We start from the raw sequence: 17,185 nt of genomic DNA, 5'->3' as shown, positions 1-17,185 counted from the left end.
TGTAAAAAAAACAAGGAGTAAGGTATGGAAAAAGAACCGTGGCAAGAAGATATTTACGAAAACAATGAGGAAGAAACAAGATCAGAGCGTCGACACCGGAAACAAAAAGGGAAAGGCGTTGTTGCGAATCGTGTCTTGACGGTTCTAGCCAGCCTCTTCTTTGTAATCGTTGTAGCGATGGTAGTTGTATTGATTTACCTATCAACCGGAGGAAGCAATCGTACTTCATCTTTGAAGGACTTCTATGATGCATCGTCTCCTTCTACAAGTGCAAGTTCTAAAGTGGAAGCATCATCATCTTCAAGTAGCAAGGTAGAGGAAACAGCTTCTTCTGAATCAACACCTTCAGAGAGCAGTTCGGAAGAACATACAGAGGGTGAAGGAACACTTACAGTACAGCCTGGAGAGGGAGAAGCAGCTCTTGCTCAACGTGCAGGGATTTCCATTGCCCAGCTAGAAGCCCTAAATCCTTCTCATATGTCATCTGGATCTTGGTTTGCCAACCCAGGTGATGTGATTAAGACAAGATAGGAGTCGGTCATGAAGACAATTCAAATTGCTATCGATGGTCCAGCTTCGAGTGGTAAGAGTACGGTCGCAAAGATTGTCGCTAAGGATTTTGGTTATACTTATCTCGATACAGGTGCTATGTACCGTGCTGCGACTTATATAGCGCTCAAACACCAGTTGAATGCAGGAAATGTAGACCAACTTCTTGAGCTTCTTAACCAACACCCCATTAGTTTTGGACGTTCAGAAACTGGTGAGCAACTTGTTTTTGTAGGAGACGTTGATATTACCCATCCGATTCGTGAAAATGAAGTGACCAACAAGGTTTCAAGCATCGCTGCCATTCCTGAGGTGCGTGAGAAACTGGTTTCGCTCCAGCAAGAGATTGCTCAGCAAGGTGGTATCGTCATGGATGGGCGTGATATCGGGACAGTTGTTTTACCACAAGCTGAACTCAAGATTTTCCTAGTGGCTTCTGTTGAAGAAAGAGCAGAGCGTCGTTACAAGGAAAATATTGCCAAAGGCATTGAGACAGATTTGGAAACGTTGAAAGAAGAGATTGCTGCGCGTGACTACAAGGACAGTCATCGTGAAACCTCACCTCTCAAACAGGCTGAGGATGCAGTTTACCTTGACACAACTGGACTAAGTATCCAAGAAGTGGTTGAAAAAATCGAATCAGAAGCAAAAAAATATATGTCCTAAGGGCGAGAGGAGCAGGCTGAATGAAGCCTGCTCCTTTTCTCTCTTTTGCGCGCGTTTCAAAACAGCCTTTTTGGGAGAATTTTGATAAAATAGTAGTATCAATAAAAAGGATGAAAGCATGACAAAGAAAATCGTAGCCATTTGGGCTCAAGATGAAAAGGGTGTGATCGGGAAAGAGGATCGTTTGCCTTGGCATTTGCCAGCAGAGTTAAAACATTTTAAAGAAACAACCTTGAATCATGCCATTTTAATGGGCCGTGTAACCTTTGATGGAATAGGACGACGTTTGCTTCCAGGACGTGAGACCTTGATTTTGACGCGCAATCCTGAAGAGTCAATTGAAGGTGCTCTGGTTTTCCAAAATGTTGAGGATGTTTTAGACTGGTATCATCATCAGGCTAAGAATCTCTATATCCTTGGTGGCAAGCAGATTTTTCAGCTTTTTGAACCTTATCTCGATGAGATTATTGTGACACAAATTCATGCTCAAGTTGAAGGGGATACCTATTTCCCAGAAGATTTTGACTTGACTGCTTTTGAGACTGTTGCAAGCAAATCTTATTCCAAAGATGAGAAAAATGTCTATGATTTTACCATCGAATACCGAGATAGAAAGGAAGTCTAATGGAGCGCAGTATATTTGGATTTTTTACAGCTTTTTTGTGTGTGATCTGTATTTTGACTGGAGCACAGGCTTTTCGTAAGAAGCGCTATGGACTGTCTGCCTTACTCTGGTTGAATGCTTTTACCAATCTGGTCAACAGTGTCCACGCTTTTTATATGACCTTATTTTAGATAGAATGATAAATTAGAATGGAAGGAAATCATGCCTACAAATAGGAAAAATGATATGATGGTTTATTGCTCATTTTGTGGCAAAAGCCAAGAAGAAGTAAAGAAAATAATCGCTGGGAACAACGCCTTTATCTGTAATGAATGTGTGGAGTTGGCCCAGGAAATCATTCGGGAGGAGTTGGCTGAGGAAGTCTTGGCAGACTTGTCTGAAGTACCAAAACCAATCGAACTCCTCAATATCTTAAACCACTATGTGATTGGTCAGGATCGTGCCAAACGTGCCTTGGCAGTGGCTGTATACAATCACTATAAACGCATCAATTTCCATGATACGCGTGAAGAGTCAGAAGATGTGGATTTGCAGAAGTCAAATATCCTGATGATTGGTCCAACTGGTTCAGGGAAAACTTTCTTGGCTCAGACTTTGGCTAAGAGCTTGAATGTGCCTTTTGCTATTGCAGATGCGACAGCTCTGACTGAGGCTGGGTATGTGGGTGAGGACGTGGAAAATATCCTCCTCAAACTTTTGCAGGCTGCTGACTTTAACATCGAACGTGCAGAACGTGGGATTATCTACGTAGATGAAATTGACAAAATTGCCAAGAAGAGCGAGAACGTGTCTATCACACGTGATGTTTCGGGTGAAGGAGTGCAACAAGCCCTTCTTAAAATCATCGAAGGAACTGTAGCCAGCGTACCGCCTCAAGGTGGACGCAAACATCCGCAACAAGAGATGATTCAGGTGGATACTAAAAATATCCTCTTTATCGTGGGTGGTGCTTTTGATGGCATCGAAGAAATCGTTAAACAACGTCTGGGAGAAAAAGTTATCGGTTTTGGACAAAACAACAAAGCGATTGACGAAAACAGCTCTTACATGCAAGAAATCATCGCAGAAGACATTCAAAAATTCGGTATTATCCCTGAGTTGATTGGACGCTTACCTGTCTTTGCAGCTCTTGAGCAATTGACGGTCGATGATTTGGTTCGCATCTTGAAGGAGCCAAGAAATGCCTTGGTGAAACAATACCAAACCTTACTTTCTTATGATGATGTTGAGTTGGAATTTGACGATGAAGCCCTTCAAGAAATCGCCAATAAAGCCATCGAACGCAAGACAGGGGCGCGTGGTCTTCGCTCCATCATCGAAGAAACCATGCTAGATGTTATGTTTGAAGTGCCAAGTCAAGAAAATGTGAAATTGGTCCGCATCACGAAAGAAGCTGTCGATGGAACGGAAAAACCAATCCTAGAAACAGCCTAGAGGTGACTATGGAAATCAATACACATAATGCTGAAATCCTGCTCAGTGCGGCCAATAAGTCTCATTATCCGCAGGATGAACTGCCAGAGATTGCCCTTGCAGGGCGTTCAAATGTTGGCAAGTCTAGCTTTATCAACACCATGCTCAACCGCAAAAATCTCGCTCGTACATCGGGGAAACCTGGGAAGACCCAGTTACTCAACTTTTTCAACATTGATGACAAGATGCGCTTTGTGGATGTGCCTGGTTATGGCTATGCCCGTGTTTCCAAAAAGGAGCGTGAAAAGTGGGGGCGCATGATTGAGGAGTACCTGACGACTAGGGAAAATCTCCGTGCGGTTGTCAGTCTGGTGGATCTCCGTCACGACCCGTCAGCAGATGATGTGCAGATGTACGAATTTCTCAAGTATTATGAGATTCCGGTTATCATCGTTGCGACCAAGGCAGACAAGATTCCTCGTGGTAAGTGGAATAAGCACGAATCAGCAATCAGAAAGAAATTAAACTTTGACCCCAGTGACGACTTCATCCTCTTTTCATCTGTCAGCAAGGCAGGGATGGATCAGGCTTGGGACGCAATATTAGAAAAATTGTGAGGGAAAGAAATGGCAAAAACAATTCATACAGACAAAGCTCCAAAAGCAATCGGACCTTATGTTCAAGGGAAAATCGTTGGCAATCTTTTGTTTGCTAGCGGTCAAGTTCCCCTATCTCCTGAAACTGGAGAAATTGTAGGAGAAACGATCCAAGAACAGACAGAACAAGTTTTGAAAAACATTGCTGCTATTTTGGCTGAAGCAGGAACAGACTTTGACCATGTTGTCAAAACAACTTGTTTCTTGAGCGATATGAATGACTTTGTTCCTTTTAACGAGGTTTACCAGACTGCCTTTAAAGAGGAATTTCCAGCTCGTTCAGCTGTAGAGGTTGCACGTCTTCCTCGTGATGTAAAAGTCGAAATTGAAGTGATCGCAGAGATTGGATAAGCTAGTTGAAGTTTGGCTCTGCCAAACTTTTTTTGATATAAGGAGAGATAGATGACAAAGAAACAACTTCACCTGGTGATTGTGACAGGTATGAGTGGTGCAGGGAAAACAGTAGCCATTCAGTCCTTCGAGGATTTGGGATATTTCACTATTGACAATATGCCACCAGCCCTCTTGCCAAAGTTTTTGCAGTTGGTAGAGACCAAGGATGATGACCACAAACTGGCCTTGGTTGTGGACATGCGTAGCCGTTCCTTCTTCTCAGAGATTCAGGCCGTTTTGGATGAATTGGAAAACCAAGATGATTTGGACTTCAAAATCCTCTTTTTAGACGCAGCAGATAAGGAATTGGTAGCCCGTTACAAGGAAACCAGACGGAGTCACCCACTTGCTGCAGATGGTCGAATTTTAGATGGCATTAAGCTGGAACGTGAACTTTTGGCACCTTTGAAAAACATGAGCCAAAATGTGGTGGATACGACAGAACTCACCCCACGTGAACTTCGTAAAACCATTGCTGAGCAATTTTCAGACCAAGAACAAGCCCAGTCTTTCCGTATCGAGGTCATGTCTTTTGGATTCAAGTATGGTATTCCTATCGATGCAGACTTGGTCTTTGATGTCCGTTTTTTGCCAAATCCATACTACCTTCCGGAACTCCGCAATCAGACAGGTGAGGATCAAGCAGTTTATGACTATGTGATGAATCATGAAGAGTCTGAAAGTTTCTATCAGCACTTACTCGCTTTGATTGAACCCATTTTGCCAAGTTACAAAAAAGAAGGCAAGTCCGTTTTGACCATTGCAGTGGGATGTACAGGTGGACAGCACCGTAGTGTTGCCTTTGCCAAGCGAATCGCAGAGGACCTAGCTAAAAACTGGCCTGTCAATGAAAGCCATCGTGACAAAGACCGAAGAAAGGAAACGGTAAACCGTTCATGAGAAAACCTAAAATAACGGTGATTGGTGGAGGAACTGGTATCCCCGTCATTTTGAAAAGTTTGCGGGAAAAGGATGTTGAGATTGCAGCCATCGTAACAGTCGCCGATGATGGTGGATCTTCTGGTGAGCTAAGAAAGAATATCCAACAACTGACACCGCCTGGAGATCTTCGTAATGTTTTGGTGGCCATGTCGGATATGCCCAAGTTTTATGAGAAGGTTTTTCAGTACCGATTCTCAGAAGAGGCTGGCGCTTTTGCTGGTCATCCCCTAGGGAATCTCATCATCGCAGGCCTTTCTGAAATGCAGGGATCTACTTACAATGCCATGCAGCTACTAAGTCTCTTTTTCCACACAACAGGAAAAATCTACCCCTCAAGCGATCAGCCTTTGACACTGCATGCAGTCTTTAGAGACGGTTCTGAGGTGGCAGGTGAGAGCCACATTGCAGATCATCCAGGCATGATCGACCATGTCTATGTGACCAATACCTTGGATGATGAAACACCCCAAGCCAGCCGTCGAGTAGTCAATACCATTCTCGAGAGTGACATGATTGTCTTGGGGCCTGGTTCCCTCTTTACATCGATTTTGCCCAATATTGTCATCGAGGAGATTGGACAGGCACTCTTGGAGACCAAGGCGGAGATCGCCTATGTCTGCAATATCATGACCCAGCGTGGGGAAACAGAGCACTTTTCAGACAGTGACCACGTGGAAGTCCTCCATCGACACTTAGGTCGGCCATTTATTGATACGGTCTTGGTTAATATCGAAAAGGTTCCTAGAGAATACATGGATACCAACCGTTTTGATGAATATTTGGTTCAGGTAGAGCATGATTTTGCTGGTCTTTGCAAGCAGGTCCCTCGTGTGATTTCATCCAACTTCCTTCGTTTGGAAAATGGAGGAGCCTTCCATGATGGCGATTTGATTGTAGATGAATTGATGCGCATTATACAGGTGAGAAAATGAGTTTTACAGTTGCAGTAAAAGAGGAAATTCTTGGTCAACACCATCTCAGTCGTTATGAACTATCGGCCATTATCAAGATGTCTGGCAGTATCGGTCTATCTAGTTCGGGCTTGACCTTGTCCGTCGTAACTGAAAATGCTAAGTTAGCTCGGCACCTTTATGAGTCCTTTCTCCATTTTTATGAGATCAAGTCAGAAATTCGTCACCATCAGAGAAGCAATCTTCGCAAGAATCGTGTCTATACGGTCTATACAGATGAGAGGGTGCAGGAGCTTTTAGCTGATTTGCGACTTGCGGATTCCTTCTTTGGTTTGGAGACGGGTATTGATCCCGATATCTTAGCAGATGAAGAGGCTGGTCGTGCTTACTTATGTGGGGCCTTTCTGGCAAATGGTAGCATCCGAGATCCTGAGTCTGGCAAGTACCAGTTGGAGATCAGTTCCGTTTATCTGGACCACGCCCAAGGACTAGCCTCTCTCCTCCAGCAATTTTTACTGGATGCCAAGGTTATTGAGCGAAAGAAAGGTGCAGTTACCTATCTCCAGCGTGCAGAGGACATCATGGATTTCTTGATCGTGATTGGGGCTATGCAGGCGCGTGATAACTTTGAGCGCGTCAAGATTTTGCGTGAAACTCGTAACGATCTCAATCGAGCCAATAATGCCGAGACAGCTAATATCGCTCGGACAGTTTCTGCCAGCATAAAGACTATCAATAATATCAGTAAAATCAAAGATAGAATGGGTTTGGAAAATTTACCAGTGGATTTGCAGGAGGTGGCTCGCTTACGGATCCAGCACCCAGACTACTCTATCCAGCAGTTGGCGGATAGCCTGAGCAATCCCCTGACCAAAAGTGGTGTCAACCACAGACTCAGAAAAATAAACAAGATTGCAGATGAACTATAAAACCACGAATCGTTGATCCGTGGTTCTTTTATTATAAACTGGTCGAGTGTTTGGGTTGTACTTTTTGGTCAGGGTCAATGTAGTTAATGGCATTGTTAACAGCTGTTGGAGCTTCACCCAGTCCTGTCGCAATCAAATCAATCTTACCTTCATAGTAGCAGCAGTCGCCGATAGCATAGATACCTGCTTGGCTGGATTCTTGTTTGCTATTGACGATAATCTTGTGACGGTTGAGGTCCAGCCCCCAATTTTTAAGATTACCGACAGAGGACTTGAAGCCGTAGTTGACAAAGAGGTGGTCTACTTTGATAGTTTCGGTTTCATCTGATTTGACTTTGGTGATTTCTAGTTTGTCGAGTGTTTTTCCATCTCCGATAAGTTGGCTAGGGACGAACGGTGTCTTGATGGTCACAGATGATTCTTGCAAGGCTTGCACACTGTGTTCCAAGGCGCGGAAATTATCTCTGCGGTGAACAAGGGTAGTTGGGGAAATCTTTTCAAAAGCCAGAGCCCAGTCTACTGCTGAGTCCCCACCACCAAGGATGGTCACTTTCTTACCAGCGTATTGCTGGATATTGGCAACGTGGTAGTGGATATTTTCATAGTTTTCGACGCCATCTAATTCGAGCGGACGAGGTTTAAAGGCACCACCACCCATGGCAATGATGACTGTTTTGGTCAGGTGGCTGCCCTTGTTGGTTGTGATGGTAAAACCTTGATCTTGTTTCTCTATTTCAAGAACAGTTTCGTTGAGGTGAACAGGTGTGTCAAAGCCATCTAGCTGCTCAAGTAAACGCTTGGTTAACTCTTCTCCAGTTAAGTTTGAAAAACCTGGCACATCAAGGATTTGCTTTTCAGGGTAGAGGATGGCAGGCTGACCACCGAGCTGGGGAAGAGAGTCGATGATTTGGACTTTGGCTTGGCGTAGGTGAGCGTAAAAGGCAGCAAAGAGGCCGACAGGACCGCCACCTACAATGGTAATATCATAGAGTTGAGACATGATTTCTCCTTCGTTTTTTCTAGTCAGTTTATTTTATCATAATTTTGCTTAATTTAAAATGAAGTAGGATGGGGAAAAAATGAGCAGAAAATGGTATAATAGTACGGAAAGTGTTTTGACAGGGAGGAGGCCAGGGATGAATTTTCAACAATTATCCAATTTGCAATACTGGACGAGTTTGTTTTCAAGTCCTTGGACGATAGTCATCAATCTGATTGATATTTTGATTGTGACTTATATTTTGTATCATTTTACCAAAGCGATTGCAGGGACTAAAATCATGATCTTGGTTCGGGGAGTTTTGGTCTTTATTCTAGGTCAGATTCTGTCCAATATGATTGGCTTAACGACCATTTCATGGTTGATCAATCAGATTATCACCTACGGGGTTATCGCAGCGGTGGTTATCTTTTCGCCAGAGATTCGGACTGGTTTGGAGAGATTAGGTCGAGCTACTGATTTCTTCTACAATGCCCCTATTAGTGCAGAAGAGCAAATGGTTCGTGCCTTTGTCAAATCAGTCGAGTACATGAGTCCGCGTAAGATAGGTGCTCTGGTTGCTGTTCAGCGAGTGAGAACCTTGCAGGAATATATCTCTACTGGAATTCCTCTAGATGCGAAAATCTCATCCGAGTTATTGATTAATATCTTTATCCCTAATACTCCCTTGCATGATGGTGCTGTCATTATCAAGGAAGACCGGATTGCCGTCACTTCAGCCTATCTACCCCTGACCGAAGATACCGGGATTTCCAAGGAGTTTGGAACGCGTCACAGGGCGGCGATTGGTTTGTCGGAAGTGTCAGATGCTCTTACCTTTGTGGTTTCGGAAGAAACGGGTGGAATCTCAATCACCTATAATGGAGTCTTTAAGCATGATTTGACCTTGGAAGAGTTTGAATCGGAGTTAAGAAGAATCTTACTTCCAAAATCAGAGAAAAAGCAAGGTCTGAAAGAGCGCTTGCTAGGAGGATTGAAACATGAGAAAAAATAGTCTATACATCATTTCTTCCTTCTTTTTCGCCTGCATTCTCTTTATCTATGCAACATTGACAAACTATCAGAATAGCAACAGTGCCAGACAGGTGCGGACGGAGACTTATACAAACACAGTTCTTAATGTCCCAATTGATATTCAGTATGACAGTGATCAGTATTTTATCAGTGGTTTTACATCTGAGGTGACGGTCTTTCTAACAGGGTCAAACAGAGTTGCTTTAGCGAGTGAGATGCAGGAAAGTACCCGCAAATTTAAGGTGACGGCTGATCTTTCTGATGCTAGTGTAGGAACCATCGAAGTTCCTCTGACTATTGAAAATTTACCGAGTGGTTTGACGGCTGTTGCAACTCCGCAAAAGATAACAGTCAAGGTTGGTAAAAAAGCAAAACGAGACAATGTCATTGTTGTGCCGGAGATTGATCCTAGTCAGATTGATTCTCGCGTGAAAATCGATACCGTTACTGTATCAGATGAAAAAGTAACGGTTATTAGTGACGAGGAGACTCTCTCCAAAGTAGATCGTGTCATTGCCATCTTACCGACGAGTGAACGGATAACTAGAAACTACTCGTCCTCTGTTCCTCTACAAGCAGTCGATAAAAATGGAAATGTCTTACCAAGCGTCATTATGCCATTTGACACTACAATGAAAATTACAACCAAAACAGTATCGTCTAGCTCGAGTTCTTCGTCAACGACCTCATCAACAGGATCCTCGACTAGCAGCTCGTCTTCAACGAGTTCAGAAATAAAACCAGACTCGTCTAAACAAGAATAAATAAAAAAGTAGAAAAGGATGATTAACAAAATGGGTAAATATTTTGGGACCGATGGAGTCCGTGGAGAAGCAAACGTAGAACTGACGCCAGAATTGGCCTTTAAATTGGGACGTTTTGGTGGTTATGTTCTTAGTCAACATGAAACGGAAGCCCCTAAAGTCTTTGTAGGACGTGATACACGTATCTCAGGAGAAATGCTAGAATCTGCCTTGGTGGCAGGTCTTCTATCAGTAGGAATTCACGTCTACAAACTCGGTGTCCTTGCAACACCAGCAGTAGCTTACTTGGTTAAAACTGAGGGAGCTAGTGCGGGTGTCATGATTTCTGCGAGTCACAACCCAGCCCTTGATAATGGAATTAAGTTCTTTGGTGGGGATGGCTTCAAACTTGATGATGAAAAAGAAGCAGAAATCGAAGCCTTGTTGGACGCTGCCGAAGACGCACTTCCTCGTCCGAGTGCAGAGGGCTTGGGAACCTTGGTGGACTATCCAGAAGGCTTACGTAAGTATGAAGGATACCTTGTTTCAACTGGAACTCCTCTTGAGGGAATGAAAGTTGCGTTGGATACAGCCAACGGTGCAGCAGCTACGAGTGCTCGTCAGATTTTCGCTGATTTGGGTGCTCAACTGACTGTTATTGGGGAGACACCAGATGGTCTGAATATCAACTTGAATGTGGGTTCTACACATCCAGAAGCTCTTCAAGAAGTGGTCAAAGAAAGCCAGTCAGCTATTGGTTTGGCCTTTGACGGAGATAGTGACCGTTTGATTGCTGTTGATGAAAATGGTGACATCGTCGATGGTGATAAGATCATGTACATCATCGGAAAATATCTTTCTGAAAAAGGCCAGTTGGCTCAAAACACCATCGTGACAACCGTTATGTCTAACCTTGGCTTCCATAAGGCCTTGGAGAGTGCCGGTATTAACAAGGCAGTGACTGCTGTTGGTGACCGCTATGTCGTTGAAGAAATGAGAAAATCAGGCTACAATCTTGGTGGTGAACAGTCTGGTCACGTTATCTTAATGGATTACAATACAACTGGTGATGGTCAATTATCAGCTGTCCAATTGACTAAAATCATGAAAGAAACAGGCAAGAGCTTGTCTCAACTGGCATCAGAAGTGACGATTTACCCACAAAAACTGGTCAATATCCGAGTGAAAAATGCCATGAAAGAAAAGGCTATGGAAGTACCAGCCATCAAGACAATCATCGAAAAGATGGAAGAAGAAATGGCAGGGAACGGTCGTATCCTTGTCCGCCCAAGTGGAACAGAACCCCTCTTGCGTGTCATGGCAGAAGCCCCAACAACAGAAGAAGTTAACTACTACGTAGATACGATTGCTGCTGTTGTTAAAGATGAAATTGGAATTGACTAAAGCCTAGAAAACTAGATGAAATGATAAAAATGTGGTACAATTGCATAGTAAATTGTAGCAATGGGAGAGAAAAATGAATCTTAAACGAGAACAAGAATTTGTTAGCCAGTATCACTTTGATGCTCGTAACTTTGAATGGGAAAATGAAAATGGAGCTCCTGAAACCAAGGTAGACGTGAACTTTCAGTTACTCCAACATGACCAAGAAAACCAAGTGACTTCTTTAGTCGTTATCTTGAGCTTTATGATTGTCTTTGACAAATTTGTCATCAGCGGAACAATTTCCCAAGTGAACCATGTGGAAGGTCGTATTGTCAACGAACCAAGCGAATTTAACCAAGAAGAAGTCGAAACCTTGGCACGTCCATGTTTGAACATGCTCAATCGTTTGACGTATGAAGTAACAGAAATCGCCTTGGATCTTCCAGGGATCAATTTGGAGTTTTAGTCATGAAATTAGCTGTCATTACAGATTCTTCAGCCTATTTAGAGGAGAAGACGCTGCAAAGAGAGAATCTATTTATCTTGGATATTCCTGTCAATATTGATGGGGAAGAGTATGTCGAAGGTGTCAATCTGACTGCTGAGGAATTTTATCAAAAAATGGCTCAGTCTGGAGAATTGCCTAAAACTAGTCAACCAAGTATTGCCAAATTGGATGAGATTCTAAGTTCCTTGAAAGATGAAGGCTATACCCATGTCTTGGGACTCTTTCTTTCGTCAGGAATTTCAGGCTTTTATCAGAACATCCAATACATGTTGGATGAATATGATGGCTTGACCATTGCCTTTCCAGATACCCATATCACAAGTTCCCCTCTAGGATTTATGGTGGAGAGTGCCTTTGAATGGGCAGAACAAGGCGATGATTTTGCTCAGATTCAGGAGAAATTAGCTCTTCAAATTGCTGATAATTCAGCCTTTATCATAGTAGATGACCTCGATCACTTGGTTAAAGGAGGACGTTTGTCAAATGGGGCAGCCATCTTAGGGAATCTCCTCAGTATCAAGCCTATTCTTTACTTTAATGACCAAGGAGTGATTGAAGTTTACGAAAAAGTTCGTACAGAAAAGAAAGCAATCAAACGTTTGGTGGAAATCATCAAGGAGTTGACAAAAGATGGGGACTACCGTATAACAGTCATTCATGGGAACGCTCCTCAAAAGGCAGCGGATTTACGTCAGCTTTTGATGGAGAGTGGTGTGACTGCTGAAATTCCAATTGAAACCTTTGGTAGTGTTATTGGGACCCACCTTGGAGAAGGTAGTATCGCCTTGAGCTATACACCAATCGTCTAAATTGTTCTTACAGGCTTTGTATCTTAGCAATTGAACACGGCCTACCTGCCTCTTGAAAAAAGATGCCTGTCTTGCCTTTCGTAGAAAGTCAGCGCCATTCCCTATTTTTCATGGGCAGCTAACGTCCTTTGTATCTTAGTCAGGAGTAGAGATGAGTATTCGAGTAATTATTGCCGGTTTTAAGGGAAAGATGGGCCAAGCTGCTTGTCAGATGGTCTTGTCAGATCCAGACTTGGACTTGGTCGCAGTTTTGGATCCTTTTGAGTCTGAGTCAGAGTGGCAGGGGATTCCTGTCTTTAATGATAAGGCTGACTTGGCTGGTTTTGAAGCGGATGTCTGGGTGGATTTTACTACACCAGCCGTTGCTTACGAAAATACGCGTTTTGCCCTTGAAAATGGCTTTGCTCCTGTCGTAGGAACAACTGGATTCACTAGTGAAGAAATTGCAGAATTAAAAGCATTTTCCCGTGAACAAGATTTGGGTGGCTTGATTGCCCCTAACTTTGCCTTGGGGGCTGTCTTGCTTATGCAATTTGCGACGCAGGCTGCCAAATATTTCCCCAATGTGGAGATTATCGAGCTCCATCATGACAAGAAAAAAGATGCTCCGAGCGGAACAGCCATTAAAACGGCTGAGTTGATGGCGGAAGTGCGAGAGTCTATCCAACAAGGTGCGCCTGATGAGGAAGAATTGATTGCAGGTGCCCGTGGTGCTGATTTTGATGGCATGCGGATCCACTCAGTTCGTTTGCCAGGCTTAGTAGCTCATCAAGAAGTTATCTTTGGCAATCAGGGAGAAGGGTTGACCCTTCGTCATGACTCCTATGATCGCAGCTCCTTCATGACAGGGGTCAATTTGGGAATAAAAGAAGTTGTCAAGCGTCATGAGCTTGTCTATGGATTAGAACACTTATTATGAGATTAACGCAAATGCCTTCTGAATTTCAGAAGGCTTTACCAGTATTAGAAAAAATTAAAGAAGCAGGCTTTGAGGCCTATTTTGTTGGGGGCTCTGTTCGAGATGCCCTCCTCCATCGTCCCATCCATGATGTGGACATCGCAACTTCTTCCTACCCAGAGGAGACCAAGCAGATTTTTCCACGAACAGCTGATATCGGAATCGAGCACGGAACTGTCTTGGTTTTAGAAGGGGACGAGGAGTATGAGGTAACCACCTTTAGGACCGAAGATGTCTATGTGGACTATCGCAGACCCAGTGCGGTTTCCTTTGTGCGTTCGCTAGAAGAGGACCTCAAGCGCCGTGATTTCACGGTTAATGCCTTTGCTTTGGATGAGACAGGCGAAATCATTGACTTATTTCATGGTTTAGAAGATTTGAAAAACCAAGTCTTGCGAGCAGTTGGAGTAGCTAGTGAGCGTTTTAACGAAGATGCTCTGCGAATTATGCGAGGTTTCCGTTTTCAGTCCAGTCTCGGTTTTAAACTTGAGTCAGAAACTTTTGAAGCGATGAAGACTTTGACTCCGCTCTTGGAGAAAATTTCTGTGGAGCGCACCTTCGTTGAGTTTGATAAACTATTGCTGGCACCTTTTTGGCGAGTTGGTCTGTCTTCCATGATTGAAAGTCAAGCTTATGACTATCTTCCAGATATGGCAGGAAGCCAAGACAAGCTCAACAGACTGTTTGATTTGGAGACTGATTTCACTTTTGAATCTTCTGAACAAGCTTGGGCAGCTCTATTGTGGGCTTTGGAGATTAAAGATGCACAGCCATTTTTGAAATATTGGAAGACCTCACGCCAGTTTGCCAAGCAGGTTCAGGATTTGCTGACTATTTTGACTTTGCGAGAAGAAGGAGAGCTGAGCAAGCGCGATTGTTACCGCTTTGATTTGGATTCCCTTCTACAAGCCGAAAGTCTTCGTCAGGCTCAAGGGAAAGAAGTCAACCCACAAGCCATCAAAGAAACTTACCAGAGTTTGACCATTCATGACAAGAAAGAAATTCAGATTAACGGTGGAATTTTGATTAAGGAATATGGTTACCAGCCAGGACCAGACTTGGGAGAGATTTTAACAGAGATTGAGTTTGCCATTGTCGATGGAGAATTGGAAAATGATCGTCAAGCCATCCATGCTTACCTGAGGGAGAAAAAATGAGTGATTTTATCGTTGAAAAACTAAGCAAATCCGTTGGAGACAAGACCGTTTTTAAGGATATTTCTTTTATCATCCATGACTTGGATAGAATAGGTCTAATAGGTGTCAATGGAACGGGTAAGACCACCCTTTTAGACGTCCTTTCTGGCGTTTCTGGCTTTGATGGGGATGTCAGTCCCTTTTCGGCAAAGAATGACTATAAGATTGGCTACTTGACCCAGGATCCTGATTTTGATGATAGCAAGACGGTCTTGGATACGGTTCTCTCTAGCGACCTCAAGGAAATCCAGTTGATTCGTGAGTATGAGTTAATCATGCTCAACTACAGTGAGGACAAGCAGGCTCGTTTGGAACGGGTCATGGCAGAGATGGATTCTCTCCAAGCCTGGGAAATTGAAAGCCAGGTCAAGACGGTCCTCAGCAAGCTAGGTATTCAGAACTTGTCGACTCCAGTTGGTGAATTGTCAGGAGGTCTAAGAAGACGTATCCAGTTGGCGCAAGTTCTCCTAGGAAACCACGATCTCTTGCTTCTGGACGAGCCGACCAACCACCTGGACATTGCGACCATTGAGTGGCTGACCCTCTTTTTGAAAAATTCTAAGAAGACAGTTCTCTTTATCACCCACGATCGTTATTTCCTAGATGCACTATCAACACGGATTTTCGAGTTGGACCGAGCAGGCTTGACCGAGTATCAGGGGAATTATCAGGACTATGTTCGCCTAAAAGCGGAACAAGATGAGCGTGATGCAGCACTTCTCCACAAAAAGGAACAACTCTATAAGCAAGAATTAGCCTGGATGCGTAGACAACCGCAGGCCCGTGCGACCAAGCAACAGGCCCGTATCAATCGTTTCCACGATTTGAAAAAAGAAGTTTCAGGTGGCGTTGCTGATACAGACTTGACCATGAACTTTGAAACCAGTCGTATTGGGAAAAAAGTCATCGAGTTTCAGAATGTTTCCTTCGCCTATGAAAACAAGCCCATTTTGCAAGATTTTAATCTATTGGTGCAAGCCAAAGACCGTATCGGAATTGTTGGGGACAACGGTGTCGGGAAGTCAACTCTTCTCAACCTCATCGCAGGAAGTCTTGTGCCGACTAAAGGTCAAGTTATCATCGGTGAGACGGTTCGCATTGCCTATTTCTCTCAACAAATCGAAGGCTTAGACGAGAGCAAGCGCGTTATCAATTACCTGCAGGAAGTAGCAGAAGAGATTAAGACCAGTGGTGGTTCTACGACTTCCATTGCAGAGTTGCTGGAGCAGTTTCTCTTCCCACGTTCGACGCATGGAACCTTGATTGAGAAATTGTCAGGTGGAGAGAAAAAACGCCTTTATCTTCTCAAATTGCTCTTGGAAAAACCCAATGTTCTTCTTTTGGACGAGCCGACCAATGACCTAGATATTGCAACTTTGACAGTTTTGGAGAATTTCTTGCAGGGCTTTGCGGGTCCTGTCTTGACAGTTAGCCACGACCGTTATTTCCTAGATAAGGTAGCGACCAAGATTCTCGCCTTTGAGAATGGCAGCATCCGTACTTTCTTTGGTCATTATACCGACTACCTTGATGAAAAAGCTTTTGAAACTGATATGGCCAATCAAGTGCAAAAGGCAGAAAAGGAGAAAGTGGTCAAGGTCCGTGAAGACAAGAAACGCATGACCTACCAAGAAAAGCAGGAGTGGGCAAGCATTGAAGGGGATATTGAAGCCTTGGAAAATCGTATTGCTGCTATTGAAGAAGAAATGCAGGCAAATGGCTCTGACTTTGGCAAACTGGCGACGCTTCAAAAAGAGCTAGACGAGAAAAACGAAGAACTTCTTGAAAAATACGAACGCTATGAATATTTAAGTGAGTTGGCATGATGGAAGAAAAAGTCATTAAACGTAGTCCCAAGAAAATCATTTGGAATGCCTTGTTTGGCCTAGCTTCGGTGTTTTTCTTCTTGTTACCTCTCTCTTATCTCCATTTGTATTCGCAAAAGGGAACCAGACTTCATACGATAAGTCTGTTATTAATACTGCTTGTCCTCTTTTGTGCAGGAGTAGTCGTTTATCAGACATACAGGTTGTTAAGCTCCGATAAGGAATATTTGAAATGTACTGTCGAGGGGTTTTACTACAAACAAAATCCAAAGAAACCTAGTCATTTCTATGCTTGGGCAGATGTAGAGGACTTTTCCTTCTCTCGGATTCGAGGGAAGTATAGGGATTCTTATCGGATTGAAGTCTATTTTAAAAACAAGGAAAATGTGAAATCCCAATCCTTTCTAACACTGCTGAAGAGAAGGATTCTCCCTTTTTATCCGTCAGCAGATTTGATCATCCCTATCTTTCTGCTAGATGTAGGACTTCCTGAAAGGGTCTACGAGACCATGAAGTACTATGAAAGAGAATGGCGCATCGAACAAAATCGTCAAGCAAGAAAAAAGGCAAAACAAGCTTCGAAAAGCAAATCTTCCAAACCGTCATAGTCTGTCTTTGCTTAAAGTAGAATAATCAAAAAGGCCCTATCCACTGGATAGGG

Annotated in this window: 20 protein-coding genes; 19 read left to right on the top strand and 1 reads right to left on the bottom strand. The window is 43.5% G+C overall.

Translation table 11 applies throughout. The features are described from left to right. The first annotated feature begins 24 nt into the window (after positions 1-24). From P8P68_RS04150 to whiA, 10 genes are all read left to right on the top strand, one after another. Positions 25-531 (top strand): SAG1386/EF1546 family surface-associated protein, encoded by a 507-nt coding sequence (locus P8P68_RS04150; RefSeq protein ID WP_000410186.1) that lies wholly within the window; start codon positions 25-27, stop codon positions 529-531. A gap of 9 nt (positions 532-540) precedes the next feature. Continuing rightward, entirely contained in the window at positions 541-1,215 is a 675-nt protein-coding gene (gene cmk / locus P8P68_RS04145; protein ID WP_000849413.1) for a (d)CMP kinase, read from the top strand. A 118-nt stretch (positions 1,216-1,333) separates the two neighbouring features. After that, the gene (locus P8P68_RS04140; protein WP_278276235.1) at positions 1,334-1,840 is read left to right on the top strand and encodes a dihydrofolate reductase; all 507 of its coding nucleotides are present in this window, start codon (positions 1,334-1,336) and stop codon (positions 1,838-1,840) included. Beyond that, positions 1,840-2,010, top strand: coding sequence for a hypothetical protein (locus P8P68_RS04135; protein ID WP_000442252.1), 171 nt, complete (start codon positions 1,840-1,842; stop codon positions 2,008-2,010). The genes P8P68_RS04140 and P8P68_RS04135 overlap by 1 nt, the downstream gene beginning before the upstream one ends. A gap of 31 nt (positions 2,011-2,041) precedes the next feature. After that, the gene (gene clpX / locus P8P68_RS04130) at positions 2,042-3,274 is read left to right on the top strand and encodes an ATP-dependent Clp protease ATP-binding subunit ClpX (protein ID WP_002874765.1); all 1,233 of its coding nucleotides are present in this window, start codon (positions 2,042-2,044) and stop codon (positions 3,272-3,274) included. An 8-nt stretch (positions 3,275-3,282) separates the two neighbouring features. After that, positions 3,283-3,870: a ribosome biogenesis GTP-binding protein YihA/YsxC gene (gene yihA / locus P8P68_RS04125; protein WP_278276234.1), complete on the top strand. Its 588-nt coding sequence runs from the start codon at positions 3,283-3,285 to the stop codon at positions 3,868-3,870. 9 nt (positions 3,871-3,879) lie between these two features. Further along, positions 3,880-4,260 (top strand): RidA family protein, encoded by a 381-nt coding sequence (locus P8P68_RS04120; RefSeq protein WP_001140417.1) that lies wholly within the window; start codon positions 3,880-3,882, stop codon positions 4,258-4,260. A gap of 51 nt (positions 4,261-4,311) precedes the next feature. Then, a complete protein-coding gene (gene rapZ / locus P8P68_RS04115; protein ID WP_000163039.1) occupies positions 4,312-5,202 on the top strand; it encodes an RNase adapter RapZ in 891 nt (296 codons plus the stop codon). Then, on the top strand, positions 5,199-6,176 hold the full coding sequence (locus P8P68_RS04110) for a YvcK family protein (protein ID WP_278276233.1): 978 nt from the start codon (positions 5,199-5,201) through the stop codon (positions 6,174-6,176). Before rapZ ends, P8P68_RS04110 begins: the two co-directional genes overlap by 4 nt. After that, positions 6,173-7,084, top strand: a complete 912-nt coding sequence (gene whiA / locus P8P68_RS04105; protein ID WP_278276232.1) for a DNA-binding protein WhiA — start codon at positions 6,173-6,175, stop codon at positions 7,082-7,084. Before P8P68_RS04110 ends, whiA begins: the two co-directional genes overlap by 4 nt. Before the next feature lie 31 nt (positions 7,085-7,115). On the opposite strand, the gene P8P68_RS04100 is transcribed toward whiA, so the two are convergent. After that, entirely contained in the window at positions 7,116-8,084 is a 969-nt protein-coding gene (locus P8P68_RS04100) for an NAD(P)/FAD-dependent oxidoreductase (RefSeq protein ID WP_278276231.1), read from the bottom strand. A gap of 136 nt (positions 8,085-8,220) precedes the next feature. Between P8P68_RS04100 and cdaA the strand changes: the two genes are divergently transcribed. From cdaA to P8P68_RS04055, 9 genes are all read left to right on the top strand, one after another. Continuing rightward, positions 8,221-9,078, top strand: coding sequence for a diadenylate cyclase CdaA (gene cdaA / locus P8P68_RS04095; RefSeq protein ID WP_001011081.1), 858 nt, complete (start codon positions 8,221-8,223; stop codon positions 9,076-9,078). Next, on the top strand, positions 9,065-9,862 hold the full coding sequence (locus P8P68_RS04090; RefSeq protein WP_278276230.1) for a CdaR family protein: 798 nt from the start codon (positions 9,065-9,067) through the stop codon (positions 9,860-9,862). The genes cdaA and P8P68_RS04090 overlap by 14 nt, the downstream gene beginning before the upstream one ends. 30 nt (positions 9,863-9,892) lie before the next feature. Continuing rightward, a complete protein-coding gene (glmM, locus tag P8P68_RS04085; protein ID WP_278276301.1) occupies positions 9,893-11,245 on the top strand; it encodes a phosphoglucosamine mutase in 1,353 nt (450 codons plus the stop codon). Between the two features lie 73 nt (positions 11,246-11,318). Further along, complete coding sequence (locus tag P8P68_RS04080) at positions 11,319-11,693, top strand: DUF1149 family protein (RefSeq protein WP_001050092.1); 375 nt, start codon at positions 11,319-11,321, stop codon at positions 11,691-11,693. Positions 11,694-11,695: 2 nt separating this feature from the next. Further along, entirely contained in the window at positions 11,696-12,544 is an 849-nt protein-coding gene (locus P8P68_RS04075) for a DegV family protein (protein WP_061420530.1), read from the top strand. A gap of 151 nt (positions 12,545-12,695) precedes the next feature. Continuing rightward, complete coding sequence (gene dapB / locus P8P68_RS04070; protein WP_278276229.1) at positions 12,696-13,463, top strand: 4-hydroxy-tetrahydrodipicolinate reductase; 768 nt, start codon at positions 12,696-12,698, stop codon at positions 13,461-13,463. Next, a complete protein-coding gene (locus tag P8P68_RS04065; protein ID WP_278276228.1) occupies positions 13,460-14,659 on the top strand; it encodes a CCA tRNA nucleotidyltransferase in 1,200 nt (399 codons plus the stop codon). The genes dapB and P8P68_RS04065 overlap by 4 nt, the downstream gene beginning before the upstream one ends. Beyond that, positions 14,656-16,524, top strand: coding sequence for an ABC-F family ATP-binding cassette domain-containing protein (locus P8P68_RS04060; protein ID WP_278276227.1), 1,869 nt, complete (start codon positions 14,656-14,658; stop codon positions 16,522-16,524). Before P8P68_RS04065 ends, P8P68_RS04060 begins: the two co-directional genes overlap by 4 nt. Next, positions 16,521-17,132, top strand: a complete 612-nt coding sequence (locus P8P68_RS04055; RefSeq protein ID WP_278276226.1) for a hypothetical protein — start codon at positions 16,521-16,523, stop codon at positions 17,130-17,132. Before P8P68_RS04060 ends, P8P68_RS04055 begins: the two co-directional genes overlap by 4 nt. The last annotated feature ends 53 nt before the right edge of the window (positions 17,133-17,185 follow it).

This window comes from Streptococcus sp. D7B5 (assembly GCF_029691405.1).
Taxonomy (GTDB): Bacteria; Bacillota; Bacilli; order Lactobacillales; family Streptococcaceae; genus Streptococcus.
The sequence above is the reverse complement of the archived record's forward strand: the minus strand, read 5'-3'. Positions and strand labels throughout refer to the sequence as shown.

Bases quoted from the DNA above. Each gene is read 5' to 3' on its own strand.
- P8P68_RS04150 (WP_000410186.1), top strand. From the start codon at position 25: ATGGAAAAAGAACCGTGGCAAGAAGATATTTACGAAAACAATGAGGAA.
- cmk (WP_000849413.1), top strand. From the start codon at position 541: ATGAAGACAATTCAAATTGCTATCGATGGTCCAGCTTCGAGTGGTAAG.
- P8P68_RS04140 (WP_278276235.1), top strand. From the start codon at position 1,334: ATGACAAAGAAAATCGTAGCCATTTGGGCTCAAGATGAAAAGGGTGTG.
- P8P68_RS04135 (WP_000442252.1), top strand. From the start codon at position 1,840: ATGGAGCGCAGTATATTTGGATTTTTTACAGCTTTTTTGTGTGTGATC.
- clpX (WP_002874765.1), top strand. From the start codon at position 2,042: ATGCCTACAAATAGGAAAAATGATATGATGGTTTATTGCTCATTTTGT.
- yihA (WP_278276234.1), top strand. From the start codon at position 3,283: ATGGAAATCAATACACATAATGCTGAAATCCTGCTCAGTGCGGCCAAT.
- P8P68_RS04120 (WP_001140417.1), top strand. From the start codon at position 3,880: ATGGCAAAAACAATTCATACAGACAAAGCTCCAAAAGCAATCGGACCT.
- rapZ (WP_000163039.1), top strand. From the start codon at position 4,312: ATGACAAAGAAACAACTTCACCTGGTGATTGTGACAGGTATGAGTGGT.
- P8P68_RS04110 (WP_278276233.1), top strand. From the start codon at position 5,199: ATGAGAAAACCTAAAATAACGGTGATTGGTGGAGGAACTGGTATCCCC.
- whiA (WP_278276232.1), top strand. From the start codon at position 6,173: ATGAGTTTTACAGTTGCAGTAAAAGAGGAAATTCTTGGTCAACACCAT.
- P8P68_RS04100 (WP_278276231.1), bottom strand. From the start codon at position 8,084: ATGTCTCAACTCTATGATATTACCATTGTAGGTGGCGGTCCTGTCGGC.
- cdaA (WP_001011081.1), top strand. From the start codon at position 8,221: ATGAATTTTCAACAATTATCCAATTTGCAATACTGGACGAGTTTGTTT.
- P8P68_RS04090 (WP_278276230.1), top strand. From the start codon at position 9,065: ATGAGAAAAAATAGTCTATACATCATTTCTTCCTTCTTTTTCGCCTGC.
- glmM (WP_278276301.1), top strand. From the start codon at position 9,893: ATGGGTAAATATTTTGGGACCGATGGAGTCCGTGGAGAAGCAAACGTA.
- P8P68_RS04080 (WP_001050092.1), top strand. From the start codon at position 11,319: ATGAATCTTAAACGAGAACAAGAATTTGTTAGCCAGTATCACTTTGAT.
- P8P68_RS04075 (WP_061420530.1), top strand. From the start codon at position 11,696: ATGAAATTAGCTGTCATTACAGATTCTTCAGCCTATTTAGAGGAGAAG.
- dapB (WP_278276229.1), top strand. From the start codon at position 12,696: ATGAGTATTCGAGTAATTATTGCCGGTTTTAAGGGAAAGATGGGCCAA.
- P8P68_RS04065 (WP_278276228.1), top strand. From the start codon at position 13,460: ATGAGATTAACGCAAATGCCTTCTGAATTTCAGAAGGCTTTACCAGTA.
- P8P68_RS04060 (WP_278276227.1), top strand. From the start codon at position 14,656: ATGAGTGATTTTATCGTTGAAAAACTAAGCAAATCCGTTGGAGACAAG.
- P8P68_RS04055 (WP_278276226.1), top strand. From the start codon at position 16,521: ATGATGGAAGAAAAAGTCATTAAACGTAGTCCCAAGAAAATCATTTGG.